The sequence below is a fragment of the Streptomyces sp. NPDC059010 genome (assembly GCF_042740355.1).
In the GTDB taxonomy this organism is placed as follows: domain Bacteria; phylum Actinomycetota; class Actinomycetes; order Streptomycetales; family Streptomycetaceae; genus Streptomyces.
Genome location: NZ_JBHYJA010000011.1, coordinates 122362 through 136471 on the forward strand (window position 1 = coordinate 122362; position 14110 = coordinate 136471).

9 protein-coding genes and 1 pseudogene are annotated in these 14110 nt (G+C 71.5%); all 10 read left to right on the forward strand.

The features are described 5' to 3' along the window. On the forward strand, nt 1-189 hold a 189-nt coding region (locus ACFWYS_RS13995; RefSeq protein WP_384767441.1), incomplete at its 5' end, for a hypothetical protein. A 17-nt stretch (nt 190-206) separates the two neighbouring features. After that, nucleotides 207-821 (forward strand): small secreted protein, encoded by a 615-nt coding sequence (locus ACFWYS_RS14000; protein ID WP_384767127.1) that lies wholly within the window; start codon nt 207-209, stop codon nt 819-821. 37 nt (nt 822-858) lie between these two features. Further along, nucleotides 859-2388: a methyltransferase gene (locus tag ACFWYS_RS14005; RefSeq protein ID WP_384767129.1), complete on the forward strand. Its 1530-nt coding sequence runs from the start codon at nt 859-861 to the stop codon at nt 2386-2388. A gap of 252 nt (nt 2389-2640) precedes the next feature. After that, nucleotides 2641-3063, forward strand: a pseudogene (locus ACFWYS_RS14010) (hypothetical protein); the annotation flags it as partial. 94 nt (nt 3064-3157) lie between these two features. Then, nucleotides 3158-3598, forward strand: a complete 441-nt coding sequence (locus ACFWYS_RS14015) for a hypothetical protein (RefSeq protein ID WP_384767131.1) — start codon at nt 3158-3160, stop codon at nt 3596-3598. 286 nt (nt 3599-3884) lie between these two features. Next, on the forward strand, nt 3885-4082 hold the full coding sequence (locus ACFWYS_RS14020; RefSeq protein ID WP_384767134.1) for a hypothetical protein: 198 nt from the start codon (nt 3885-3887) through the stop codon (nt 4080-4082). 249 nt (nt 4083-4331) lie between these two features. Beyond that, nucleotides 4332-7166, forward strand: a complete 2835-nt coding sequence (gene topA, locus ACFWYS_RS14025; RefSeq protein ID WP_384767137.1) for a type I DNA topoisomerase — start codon at nt 4332-4334, stop codon at nt 7164-7166. Between the two features lie 166 nt (nt 7167-7332). Continuing rightward, the gene (gene tmk / locus ACFWYS_RS14030) at nt 7333-10563 is read left to right on the forward strand and encodes a dTMP kinase (RefSeq protein ID WP_384767140.1); all 3231 of its coding nucleotides are present in this window, start codon (nt 7333-7335) and stop codon (nt 10561-10563) included. 290 nt (nt 10564-10853) lie between these two features. Next, the gene (locus tag ACFWYS_RS14035) at nt 10854-12059 is read left to right on the forward strand and encodes a DNA polymerase III subunit delta' (protein WP_384767143.1); all 1206 of its coding nucleotides are present in this window, start codon (nt 10854-10856) and stop codon (nt 12057-12059) included. Between the two features lie 337 nt (nt 12060-12396). Next, complete coding sequence (locus tag ACFWYS_RS14040; RefSeq protein WP_384767146.1) at nt 12397-14034, forward strand: alpha/beta hydrolase; 1638 nt, start codon at nt 12397-12399, stop codon at nt 14032-14034. The last annotated feature ends 76 nt before the right edge of the window (nt 14035-14110 follow it).

Consider the following 14110-nt stretch of genomic DNA (forward strand, 5'->3'; position numbering starts at 1 on the left):
CTCGGCCTGGGCATCAAGAACTCCGCCGACCTGGCCGCCAAGACGGCCAACAAGAAGGAGTACGTGCCGCCCGCCCGCCTCGTGCTTGTTCACACCTCTTGCCGTGACGCTTCTCTCGCATGGCCTAAAGAGCGGGAAGTCGTACATACCTGGCTTTCGTGGTGCTTTCGTCCCGCGTCCGACGTGTAGGGTCCCGTGGCTGAGCCATGGAAGGGACCAAACCGGTGAACAAGAAGCTCGCGGTCGCACTGTCCGGCGGTGCGGTACTGACGCTGGCACTGACGGGATGCACGAGCGACGAGGGCAATCCGGAGCTGGATGCCTGGGCCAAGAAGGTCTGCGACGCCGTGCCGGCGCAGAACGCGAAGATATCCGCCGCCTACGTCGCGATCACCAAGGCGGCCAAGGACACCACCAGCACGCCCAAGGAGCTCCAGCAGGCCGACTCCAAGGCCTTCCAGGACCTCGCGGACGGCTACAAGGCCCGCGCGGGCCTCATCGGCACTGCAGGGGCGCCTCCGGGCGTCGAGGACGGCGCGAAGGTCCAGAAGGACGTCGTCAAGCAGCTCACCGACCTCTCCGCGGCCTACGCCGACCTGAAGAAGCGGGTCGACGGGCTGAACACGAAGGACCAGGCGAAGTTCGCGTCCGGTCTGAAGGACGTGTCGGCCGAGATGAAGCAGGTCGAGATCCAGCGCAAGACCGCGGTCAACGCGCTGAAGAAGCTGGAGTCGGGCGACACCAAGAAGGCGCTGACGTCCCAGGAGGGCTGCAAGCAGGCCGCCGCGGCGTCCGAGTCGGCCGGGGGCACCGGCAGCTGAGCCGCCCCGCGGGGCGGGCACACGTCACAATGAGGGCGTGAGTGACTCCACGCTGCCTTCCCTGCCCGCCTCCGACCGCCCCGATGTCGCCGCCCGGCTGCGGGAGGCCCTGCTCAGGGCCTCCTTCACCGCCGACGGGTTGCTCGAACTGCTCGGTGCGCCCGCGTACACGGCGCTCGCCCGGAGCGAGACCGTGCCCGCGCTCCGGGCGACCCGCGGAGACACACCACTGGAGGCGCTCGTACGCCTCTTCCTGCTGCAGCAGCCCGTGTCGCACGCGCGCGTGGCGGACGTTCTGCCCGTCGACGCCCTCCTGGAGAGCGGCTGGCTGGTGCGGGTCGGGGGTGACTCCGACGACGACCTCGCCGCGACCGTCGACGTACGCCCTTACGGCGGGCCCGGCGGCGAGGACTGGTTCATCGTGTCCGACCTCGGATGTGCCGTCGGCGGTGCGGGCGGCATCGGCAGCAAGGACGAGGGTGTCGTCCTGGGTGTCGGCGGCGCCTCCACGACCCTCGCCGGCATCACCGTCCGTACGCCCGTCGCCTCCGCCCTGGACCTCGGCACCGGTTCCGGCATCCAGGCGCTGCACGCCGCGCAGCACGCCACGCGCGTGACGGCGACCGACCTCAACCCGCGCGCGCTGCACATCACCGCGCTGACGCTCGCGCTGTCCGCCGCCCCGGCCGCCGATCTGCGGGAGGGTTCGCTGTTCGAACCGCTCAAGAACGGCGAGACCTACGACCTGATCGTGTCCAACCCGCCCTTCGTGATCTCACCTGCCGCCCGGCTGACGTACCGCGACGGCGGGATGGGCGGGGACGATCTGTGCCGGTCGGTCGTTCAGGGAGCGGGGGAGCGGCTGAGCGAGGGCGGGTTCGCGCAGTTCCTCGCCAACTGGCAGCACGTGGAGGGGGAGGACTGGCAGGACCGGCTGCGGTCGTGGGTGCCGCGCGGGTGCGACGCCTGGATCGTGCAGCGCGAGGTCCAGGACGTCACTCAGTACGCCGAGCTGTGGCTCAGGGACGCCGGTGACCACCGGGGTGACCCGGCCGAGTACCAGGCGCGGTACGACGCGTGGCTGGATGAGTTCGAGGCGCGCAAGGTGAAGGCCGTCGGGTTCGGGTGGATCACCCTGCGGAAGGCGTCGGCCGCCGTGCCCTCGATCGTCGCGGAGGAGTGGCCGCATCCGGTCGAGCAGCCGCTCGGGGACGTGGTCCGGGCGCACTTCGACCGGGTCGACTACCTGCGCGCCCGCGATGACGCGGCCCTGCTGGAGGACCATTTCAGGCTCGTCGGCGAGGTCGTGCAGGAGCAGGTCGGGCTGCCCGGTGCCGAGGACCCCGAGCACGTGGTGCTGCGCCAGCACCGCGGTATGCGGCGGGCCACCCAGGTGGACACGGTGGGCGCGGGATTCGCGGGCGTGTGCGACGGTTCGCTGAGCGCGGGCCGCATTCTGGACGCGATCGCCCAACTGATGGGCGAGGACCCGGTGTTGCTGCGCGACCGCACGCCCGCACAGATCCGGCTGCTGGTGGAGCAGGGGTTCCTCGAACCGGCACGGTGACCTGACTGGGGTCGCGCCGCGGGGAGCCTGCGCGGCCTTGCTCTGCCTGACGTGGCCCTGCCCTGCCCGATGAGAGCCTGCGTCGCCCGTGTCGCGCCCGAGGTATTTTGTCCCCTCTGATGCCATGCGTCCGATCTGATGGGATTGCTCACGAAAAGGTCTCCTGTCAGTGGTGGGTGCGAAGCTACCTTCGAGACACGGAATCGACGCGTCCTCGGGGGAGGCGCGCTGTCTCGGCTCGGGGGAGGCGTGATGGCGGGGGAGACGTCGGAGCACGGCGAAGGCAGGGGCATCAGCGGCCGGTACCGGCTGCTGCGGACGCTCGGCGCGGGGGTGTGGGCCGCGCGCCGGACGCTGTGGATCTCCACGGCGGTCGTACGGCGTTCAGGGCCGCTGACGCCTGTTCAGGTGGCCCACGTCGGACTCGCCGTACTCGACGCGCTGACCGCCGGGCACCGGATCGGCATCCTCCACAGGGAAGTGAAACCGGCCAACATCCTTCACGCGCTGGGCGCTTCGGGCGCCCCCTACGCGCGCGTGCCGCTCACCGACTACGGCATCGCCCTCCGGCCCGAGTCCCGCGAGCCCCGGCTCACGGCCGCCGCGAGCCCGTTCGGCACCCCCGGCTACCTCGCCCCGGAAAGCGCCTGTGGCGAACCGCCCACCCCGGCCGCCGACCTCTTCTCCTTCTCCCTCGGCGCCACGCTCTACACCGCCGTGGAGGGCCGCGGCCTCTCCGACCGGGCCGGTGTATCCGTACAGCGAAGTCGTGGGGCTCACCGAGCCGCTGGAGACGGGGGAGTGTGTGCAGGCGGTTACGCCATGTCTCGTACTCGGGCGGCATGCCGCGACAGGCGGCGAGGTGGGCCGATTCCGGGACGACGGCGAGAACCTGTGGGTCGGTCAGATGAGCGTCGGCGACTGCTGGGTCTACGTGGAACAGATGGAACGGACGGAACAGGAGGACGGATACAACGCCCCGTTGATCGACTGCGCCAAACCCCACACCGACCAGGTCATGGGCACTGTTCAGGCGCCCGGGGAAATGAGCCACAAGAACGGTTCCGACAACGCAGCCAAGCTGTGCGGCAACAAATTCGAGTCGGTCTGGGCGCCGGGTCCGGAGCGCCACGGTCTATGGCCGGATCTCGGACGCGGAGGACGAGAACTGGGAACAGGACCGGAGATACCCGCGCCCGGTCAGGTCTGAGGCGGGTGACACCCATGACATCCAGGAGACCCATGAGATCCGTGAGGTCAACAAGGTCCATGAGGTCCATGAGGTCTCTGAGGTCTGTGAGGCCCACCAGGGCAATGGCTCCTATGGGATCGATGGGTCCCTTGGGGCTGTCGTGGCGGACGCGGTCCGTCGGGCTTCCGGAGTCCACCGCCGTGTCGGCCCCGCGTTCACCTGAGGTTCGCCTGTGCGCCGTCCGCGCGTGTCAGCCTCGCCGGGCTGGGCACTCGCGGACAGGAGAAAAGGGGCGAACGGAACCATGGAAAGGGGACCGGCGATCTTCGCGGGGGTCGTGTTCGCCCTGTTCGGAGGTGGGCTGCTGGCATGGACGGCGGTCCGGGTACGACAGCGTCAGCCCGTCGCTCACGGTGTGAGCCCCGTCGCATCGGCGACACTCGCGGGCCTTGCCTCGGTGATCGCGCTGATCCTCGGAACGTGGTGCTTCACCCGCCTGTGAGAACGGCCCGCGAGCTGGGCGGCCGATAATTGGGAGGGCCTCTTCCGGAAAGGCTCGAAAAGGCCGGTGAGCACTCCGGGCGGCAGGAATGGCGGAAGTCGGGTTACCGTTCGAGTGGCCGTTGCGGGCTTTTCCCGTTTGACAACGGGGCGGGATGTACCGTCACACTCCGCAGCGTCACCACCACCCGCCCCCGGGAGCCAAGCGACCCTGGGGAGGCCCCAGCGTCGACCGGAGAGAAGAGCGAAGTTGTCCCCGACCAGCGAGACCGCACAGGGCGGCCGCCGACTCGTCATCGTCGAGTCGCCTGCCAAGGCGAAGACGATCAAGGGCTACCTGGGCCCCGGCTACGTAGTCGAAGCGAGCGTCGGGCACATCCGCGACCTCCCCAACGGCGCCGCGGAGGTGCCCGAGAAGTACACCGGTGAGGTCCGCCGCCTCGGTGTGGACGTCGAACACGACTTCGAGCCGATCTATGTGGTGAACGCCGACAAGCGGGCCCAGGTCAAGAAGCTCAAGGACCTGCTGAAGGAATCCGACGAGCTCTACCTCGCCACCGATGAGGACCGCGAGGGCGAGGCCATCGCCTGGCACCTCCAGGAGGTGCTCAAGCCCAAGGTCCCGGTCAAGCGGATGGTCTTCCACGAGATCACCAAGACCGCGATCCAGGCCGCCGTGGCCAACCCGCGCCAGCTCAACCAGAAGCTGGTCGACGCCCAGGAGACCCGCCGCATCCTCGACCGGCTCTACGGCTACGAGGTCTCGCCGGTCCTGTGGAAGAAGGTCATGCCGCGCCTGTCGGCCGGCCGTGTCCAGTCGGTCGCCACACGACTCGTGGTGGAGCGGGAACGCGAGCGCATCGCGTTTCGTTCTGCCGAGTACTGGGATCTGACAGGCACCTTCGCGACCGGCCGCGCGGGGGACCCGTCGGACCCGTCGTCGCTGGTCGCCCGCCTGCAGACCGTCGACGGCAGGCGGGTCGCGCAGGGCCGCGACTTCGACTCCCTGGGACAACTCAAGAGCGCGAACACCCTGCACCTCGACGAGGCGAACGCCCGCGCCCTCGCCGCCGCCCTGGAGCAGACGCGGTTCGCCGTCCGGTCCGTCGAGTCCAAGCCCTACCGCCGCTCGCCGTACGCCCCGTTCCGTACGACAACGATGCAGCAGGAGGCCAGCCGCAAGCTCGGCTTCGGTGCGAAGGCCACCATGCAGGTCGCGCAGAAGCTGTACGAGAACGGCTACATCACCTACATGCGTACGGACTCCACGACGCTGAGCGACACCGCCGTCGCGGCCGCTCGCGCCCAGGTCACGCAGCTGTACGGCGCCGACTACCTGCCGTCCGCCCCGCGCACGTACGCCGGCAAGGTCAAGAACGCGCAGGAGGCGCACGAGGCGATCCGCCCCTCCGGCGACCGCTTCCGCACCCCTGCCGAGACCGGGCTGACCGGCGACCAGTTCAGGCTCTACGAGCTGATCTGGAAGCGGACCGTCGCCTCCCAGATGAAGGACGCGACCGGTAACTCGGTCACCGTCAAGATCGGCGGCACGGCGGCCGACGGACGCGACGTCGAGTTCAGCGCCTCCGGCAAGACGATCACCTTCCACGGCTTCCTGAAGGCCTACGTCGAGGGCGCCGACGACCCGAACGCCGAGCTGGACGACCGCGAGCGCCGGCTGCCGCAGGTCAGCGAGGGCGACGCCCTCAGCGCCGAGCAGATCACGGTCGACGGGCACGCCACCAAGCCCCCGGCCCGCTACACCGAGGCCTCCCTGGTCAAGGAGCTGGAAGAGCGCGAGATCGGCCGCCCGTCGACGTACGCGTCGATCATCGGCACGATCCTCGACCGCGGCTATGTGTTCAAGAAGGGCACGGCACTCGTCCCGTCCTTCCTGTCGTTCGCCGTGGTCAACCTCCTGGAGAAGCACTTCGGCCGGCTCGTCGACTACGACTTCACCGCCAGGATGGAGGACGACCTCGACCGCATCGCCCGCGGTGAGGCCCAGTCCGTGCCGTGGCTGAAGCGCTTCTACTTCGGCGAGGGCACCCACAACGGCGGCGCGGCCGACGCCGGCAACGGCGACGGGGACCACCTCGGTGGCCTCAAGGAGCTGGTGACGGACCTGGGCGCGATCGACGCGCGCGAGGTGTCGTCGTTCCCGGTGGGCAACGACATCGTGCTGCGGGTCGGCCGCTACGGCCCGTACATCGAGCGCGGTGAGAAGGACTCCGAGAACCACCAGCGCGCCGACATCCCCGAGGACCTGGCGCCCGACGAGCTCTCCGTCGAGCTGGCCGAGGAACTGCTGGCCAAGCCCAGCGGTGACTTCGAGCTGGGCACCGACCCGATCTCCGGCCACGCGATCGTCGCCAAGGACGGCCGCTACGGCCCGTATGTCACCGAGGTGCTCCCCGAGGGCACCCCGAAGACCGGCAAGAACGCCGTGAAGCCGCGTACGGCCTCGCTGTTCAAGTCGATGTCGCTGGACACGGTGACGCTGGACGACGCGCTCAAGCTGATGTCGCTGCCGCGGGTCGTCGGTGCCGACGCCGAGGGCCAGGAGATCACCGCGCAGAACGGCCGCTACGGGCCGTATCTGAAGAAGGGCACGGACTCGCGCTCGCTGCAGACCGAGGAGCAGCTCTTCACCATCACCCTCGAAGAGGCGCTGGAGATCTACTCCCAGCCCAAGCAGCGGGGCCGCGCGGCCGCCAAGCCGCCGCTGAAGGAGCTGGGCGAGGACCCGGTCAGCAAGAAGCCGGTCGTCGTCAAGGACGGTCGCTTCGGGCCGTACGTCACCGACGGGGAGACCAACGCGACCCTGCGCTCCGGCGACAGCGTCGAGGAGATCACCCCGGAGCGCGGCTTCGAGCTGCTCGCCGAGAAGCGCGCGAAGGGGCCCGCCAAGAAGACGGCTGCGAAGAAGACCGCCGCGAAGAAGACGACCGCCAAGAAGGCCCCGGCCAAGAAGACGGCTGCGAAGAAGACCGCGGCGAAGAAGACGACCACGGCCGCGAAGACGACGGCGAAGAAGACGGCCGCCAAGAAGGCGACGGCTTCCAAGTCGGCGGCGGAGGACTGAACCGCCCTCGCTCGGGACCAACCGGGTCCTGACCGGGGCCGGTTGACGGTCCGGTTCTTCACTTCCGGTTCGCAAAACGAACGCCTCGGCATCAGTTTGGTGTCGGGGCGGGCGTACGTTCGGGCGCGCGCGTCGGGCTGTCAGTGCGTCCCGATAGGCTGAAAGCATGACCCGAGCCGACGAGCCAACGGCGCCCGACACCGCTTCCGACGACGCCTTCGCAGCGGATTCCCGCGAGCGCGCCGTCCGTGCCCTGCTGCGCCGACCGCAGCTCAAACGGCTGTGGAGCGCGCAGTTGGTGGGCGGTGTCGGCGACATCCTCGCCCTTTTGGTGCTGGTCCTGCTCGCCCTGCAGGCGGCGATCGCCGAGGGCTCGTTCGGCGGCGGATACCGAGGCGTGGCGTTCGCAGTGGCGACCGTCTTCGGCGTGCGCATCCTGGCGACGCTGCTCTTCGGCGCCGTACTCCTCGGCCCGCTGACCTCGCTGACCTCGCAGGAAGGCCCGCTCGACCGGCGCTGGACCATGGTCGGCGCGGACGGCCTGCGGGTCGCCCTGCTGATCGTCGCGCCGCTGTGGATCGACTGGACGCCGGACAGCGCGCTGGCGGTCCTCCTGGTGACCGTCTTCGTGACCGGCGTCGCCGAGCGCTTCTGGACGGTGTGCCGGGAGAGCGCGGCGCCCGCGCTGCTGCCGCCCCCGCCGCCGGAGGGCGCGACGGTCCGACCGCTGCCGGACCACATGGACGCGCTGCGCCGCCTGTCGCTGCGTACGGGCTTCGTGGCGATCCCGCTGGGCGCCGCCGCACTCGTCGCCGCCGCCCTGCTCAACAACCTGCTAGGTGCCGGGCTCGACTGGTTCGAGCAGCACCAGGCGGCCCTCGCGTCGTATGTCGCGGCCGGTCTGTTTGCCGCGTCGTTGTCCGTGCTGACCTTCCTGGAGCTGCCCGACACGCGCACCCCGCGCGCGCGGTCGCCGCTGGAGGGGCTGCGCCGGCCGAAGACCGGCTCCGGCGTCGACAAGGGCCGTACCGGTGCGATCCCGCTGCTCGTGCTCGCCTGCGCCGCGGTCGCCGGGGCGGTGTCCGCCGTGGTCGCCGTGGCCGTCCTGCACGCCAAGGACCTGGGCGGCGGGCCGGTGCTGTACGGCCTGCTGGTGCTCGTGCTGACCGGCGGCGTGGTCGTCGGCATCCGTACGGCGCCCGCCGTGCTGCCCGCCCTGTCGCGGCGCCGCCTGCTGGCGCTGGCGATCGCCTTCACCGGCATCGCGCTGCTGGCCGCGGGACTCGTCCCGGACGTCACCACCGTGCTGCTGATCCTCGCGCTGGCCGGGATCGGCGCGGGTGTGTCCGCCAACACCGGGCACACCCTGCTCGACCAGGAGGCCGAGGAATTCCGCCGGCCGCGCACCACGGAGCACCTGCACGCGGTCGTACGCGTGTGCGTGGCGCTCGGTTCGGTGATCGCCCCGCTGGTGGCCGCGCTCATCGGGCCGCACCGGCTGGAGAGCGGCAAGTTCGTCTTCGCGCACGGCGGCGCGGCGTTCACGCTGATGCTGGTCGGGGCGCTGCTGCTGCCGGTGGCCGTGCTGGTGCTGGCCAAGGTCGACGACCGTTCCGGCGTGCCGCTGCGGAAGGACCTGCGGGACGCGGTGCTCGGCGGGGACGACCCCGAGCAGGTGCCCGCCACGACCGGCTTCTTCATCGCCCTGGAGGGCGGCGACGGCGCCGGCAAGTCCACTCAGGCCGAGGCGCTCGCCGAGTGGATCCGGGGCAAGGGCCACGAGGTCGTCGTCACGCGCGAACCGGGCGCGACGCCGGTCGGCAAGCGGCTGCGCTCGATCCTGCTGGACGTGTCGAGCGCCGGGCTGTCGCACCGCGCGGAGGCGTTGCTGTACGCGGCGGACCGCGCGGAGCACGTGGACACGGTGGTCCGGCCCGCGCTGGAGCGCGGCGCGGTCGTGATCTCGGACCGCTACGTCGACTCCTCGGTCGCCTACCAGGGGGCGGGCCGCGACCTGTCGCCGACGGAGATCGCCCGCATCAACCGCTGGGCGACAAACGGACTCGCACCGCATCTGACCGTGCTGCTGGACGTCTCGCCGGAGGTCGCCCGCGAGCGGTTCACCGAGGCACCGGACCGGCTGGAGTCGGAGCCGGCCGAGTTTCACGCGCGTGTGCGCTCCGGATTCCTGACGCTGGCCGCGGCCGACCCCGGCCGGTACCTGGTGGTGGACGCGGGCCAGGAGCCGGAAGCCGTGACCACGGTCGTCCGGCACCGGCTCGACCAGATGCTGCCGCTGTCCGAGGCGGAGATCCAGGCGCAGGAGGAAGCGCGCCGCAAGGCCGAGGAGGAGGCCCGTCGCAAGGCCGAGGAAGAGGCCGCCCGCAAGGCCGAGGAGGAGCGCCTGGAGCGCGAGCGCCAGGAGCAGCTCGCCCGGCTGCGCGCCGAGGAGGAGGAGCGCAAGCGGCGCGAGCTGGAGGAGGCACAGCGCCGCGAGGCCGAGCGGCAGGCGGAGGAGGCCCGGCAGCGGGCCGAGGAAGCGCGCAAGCGGGCCGAGGAGGAGCGGCAGCGGCTCCTCGCGGAGGAGAAGGTGCGCGCCGAGGAGGAAGCGCGCCGCAAGGCCGAGGAGGACCGGCGCCGCAAGCAGGCCGAGGAAGAGGCCCGGCTGCGCGCCGAGGCGGAGGCGGTCCGCCTGGAGAAGCAGCGCAAGGCGGAAGAGGCTCTGCTGCGGGCCGAGGAGGCACGCCGGCTGGCCGAGCAGGCGGCGGCCGCGGCGGAGGCGGGGCCGAAGTCGACGGGGCCCGGATCCGGTACGCAGCACGGGGATGCGGCGACGGTTCCCACGCCCGTGGTGACGCCGGGGAAGGCGCCTTCCGGGGCGTCGAACGACGAGACGACCGTGTTGCGGCCGGTGCGCGACGAGGAACGGCCGCCCCGTGACCGTGCCGCGCGGGAATCCGAGTCCGAGGTGACCACGAGGCTGCCGCAGCCGCCGGCGCCTTCGGGTCCGGCCGACGAGACGACGGTGCTGCCGCCGGTGGCGCCGGGTGCCGCGGACGAGACGACCGTCCTGCCTCCCGTGGCGCCGGGTGCGGCCGACGAGACGGCGGTGCTGCCGCCGGTTCCTCCGGGTGCCGCGGATGAGACGGCCGTACTGCCTCCCGTGCCGGCGGACGAGTCCGAGGGTCGGGTTCCGCCCGGCTACTTCCGGGACGAGGAACGTACGCGCGAGATGCCCCAGGTCGACGACACGGGCACACCACGGCGCCGAGCCCGGTCCGACTGGGCCGAGGAGACACCGCTGGACGATCTGCCGACGCTGGCGGACGAGCTGCTGGGCCCGCATGAGGACGAGTACGACGACGAGGGCGGCCGGGGGCGGGGGCGGCAGCGCTGACGTCGGTGAGCCGGGCGTCGGCGTGAGGTTGGTCGGTGAGCTGGGTGGCGGCGTTGAGGTTGGTCGGTGAGCTGGACGGCGTTGGTGCTCGGCCGCGTTGCCGCGTCGGCCGCATCGCTCGCGTCGGTCCGCTCACCGGCGCCGACTGTGGTGTCGCGCTGGCGGACGCCCGCGGCTGCTGGTACTTCCGCCCACCCGGCCCCCGTTGCCGTTGGCTGGCCCCCGTTGTCAGTGGTGCCGCGCACAATGGATCTCGCACCGCGAAATGTGAGCGAAGGGCGGCGTGACCCATGACGGTATGGGACGACCTGGTCGGCCAGGAGAGGGTGAGTGAGCAGCTGGGCGCTGCCGCTCGGGACGCCGACGCGCTGGTCACCGCCGCTGCCGCCGACGCACCACCCCCCGAGGCGTCCAAGATGACGCACGCCTGGCTGTTCACGGGGCCCCCCGGGGCGGGCCGGAACCAGGCGGCGCGGGCCTTCGCCGCCGCGTTGCAGTGCGTCAGCCCGGACCGGGCGCTGGGCGGCGCCCCTGGATGCGGTTTCTGCGACGGATGCCATACGGCGCTCATCGGCACGCACGCCGACGTCACCACCGTCGCCGCCGTCGGAACCCAGATCCTCGCCGACGACATGCGGGACACCGTCCGAAAGTCGTTCACCTCGCCGGCGAACGGCCGCTGGCAGATCATCCTCGTCGAGGACGCCGAGCGGCTGAACGAGAAGTCGGCCAACGCCGTGCTGAAGGCCGTGGAGGAGCCCGCCCCCCGCACGGTCTGGCTGCTCTGCGCCCCCTCCATCGAGGACGTCCTGCCCACGATCCGCTCCCGCTGCCGCCACCTGAACCTGAGCACTCCGTCGGTCGACGCCGTGGCCGACATGCTCGTACGGCGAGAGGGCATCGAGCCCGACGTGGCCGCAGCGGCGGCACGCGCCACCCAGGGCCATGTCGACCGGGCCCGCCGACTGGCCACCGACCCGGCAGCCCGCGAGCGCCGGGCCTCCGTCCTCAAGCTGCCGATGCGCCTCGGTGACGTCGGCGGCTGCCTCAAGGCCGCGCAGGAACTCGTGGACGCCGCCAGCGAGGACGCCAAGCAGCTCGCCGAGGAGATGGACGGCAAGGAGACCGAGGAGCTGAAGGCTGCGCTCGGTGCGGCCCAGGGCGGCAGGATGCCGCGCGGTACGGCGGGCGTGATGAAGGAGTTGGAGGACAAGCAGAAGCGGCGCCGTACGCGGACGCAGCGCGACAGTCTCGACCTCGCCCTGACCGACCTCACCGCCTTCTACCGCGACGTCCTCGCCCTCCAGCTCGGCTCCCGCGTCGCCCTCGCCAACACCGACGCCGAGGACGCCCTGCAACGCCTCGCCCGCGACAGCGCCCCGGAGGCCACCCTCCGCCGCATCGAGGCGATCGCCGCCTGCCGTGACGCCCTGGACCGCAATGTGGCGCCGCTGCTGGCGGTGGAGGCGATGACGATGGCGCTGAGAGCGGGCTGAGGGGCGGGGCCTCGGGGCTGGTTGCCGGGGCTCAGGGCCGGATGTCGGGTCTCGGGGTCGGATGCCCGGGCCTGCGCCACCGTTGCACGGCCGTGCGCGTAGTTACGGCCCTCGTTGAGTTGTCGGGCCCTCGCACCGCGCTGCCCCGGCGTGCGTGAGACCCCATCCGACGCACTCGTACTCCCGCCGGGGTGCTCTCCCCCCGGGGCTCCCGGGCCCACCCGACGCACTTCCCCTCGCCCCACAAGTGATCAACAGGAGGTTGACCATGTAACTCGTACGAGCCGCGATGTGCACGCAGGGCATCCAATCCACTGCACAGAGTTACGCTCGCCAGATGCACACCAGGCGCAGCTCTCCAGTCAGCCCGGACCCGAGCCCGACCGGGCACGGCCGCCAACGCAACAGCCGCTCAAGCCCTTGGCGAATCCGCACGGCCGGTGCCTTCCTCGCCGCCGCCGCGATGATCGTCTCCGCCTGTACGTCCGGTGGGTCGACAGGGTCGGCGAACCCGGGAAGGCCCGCGGCCGAGGCGGCCCTGGCCGCGCTGCCGCAGGCGACACCGGACGCGCTCGCGCCGTACTACGGACAGAGGCTGACCTGGCGCAGCTGCGGGGCGCCCGGCTTCCAGTGCGCCACTATGAGGGCGCCGCTCGACTACGCGAAGCCGGAGGCCGGGAGCATCCGGCTCGCCGTGGCCCGCAAGAAGGCGACCGAACCGCGGGAGCGGCTCGGGTCGCTGCTCGTGAACCCGGGCGGACCGGGCGGCTCGGCGGTCGGCTACCTGCAGCAGTACGCCGGGATGGGCTACCCGGCCGGCGTGCGCGCCCGCTACGACATGGTCGCGGTCGACCCGCGCGGAGTCGCCCACAGCGAGCCCGTCAAATGCCTCGGCGGGCGGGCGATGGACACATACACGCAGACGGACTTCACGCCCGACGACGCGAAGGAGACCGACGAGCTCGTCGTCGCGTACAAGAGGTTCGCGGAAGGCTGCGGGGCGGACGCGCCCGGCGTGCTGCGCCACCTCTCCACCACGGAGGCGGCCCGGGACATGGACATCCTGAGGGCGGCGCTGGGGGACGAGAAGCTGACGTACGTGGGGGCGTCGTACGGCACCTTCCTCGGGGCGACGTATGCCGGGCTCTTCCCGAACCGGGTGGGCCGGCTCGTGCTGGACGGCGCGATGGACCCCTCCCTGCCCGCACGCAGGATGAACCTCGACCAGACGGCGGGCTTCGAGGCGGCGTTCCGGGCGTTCGCGCGGGACTGTGTGCGACAGCGGGACTGCCCGCTGGGCACGAAGGCCGCCGAGGTGGGCAAGAACCTCAACGCCTTCTTCAAGAAGCTCGACGCGAAGCCCATCCCGACCGGCGACACGGACGGCCGTGCACTCGGCGAGTCCCTCGCCACGACCGGCGTGATCGCGGCGATGTACGACGAGGGGGCGTGGGCGCAGCTGCGGGACGCGCTGTCCGAGGCGATGAAGGAGAACGACGGCGCCGGCCTGCTCGCCCTGTCCGACAGCTACTACGAGCGCGACGGCGACGGCCGCTACACGAACCTGATGTTCGCCAACGCGGCCGTGAACTGCCTGGATCTCCCGGCGGCCTTCGCCACCCCCGACGACGTCCGCAAGGCACTCCCCGCCTTCGAGAAGGCGTCCCCCGTTTTCGGTGAGGGGCTCGCCTGGGCCACTCTGAACTGCGCGTACTGGCCGGTGGCCCCGACCGGCGAGCCGCGCCGCATCGAGGCGAAGGGTGCGGCCCCGATCGTCGTCGTCGGTACCACCCGCGACCCCGCGACCCCGTACCGCTGGGCCAAGGCCCTCTCCCGCCAGCTCTCCTCCGCCCGCCTTCTCACCTACGAGGGGGACGGCCACACGGCGTACGGTCGAGGCAGCGCGTGCATCGACCGGACGATCAACGCGTACCTCCTCCGCGGAACCCCGCCCACCCGCGATAAGCGCTGCTGAGAGCCGGTTTCTACGGCCCCGGTGCGCCGCGCTCCCGCCGCACTCCGGGGCCGTCGAGGGGCTGGTACGGAGCACC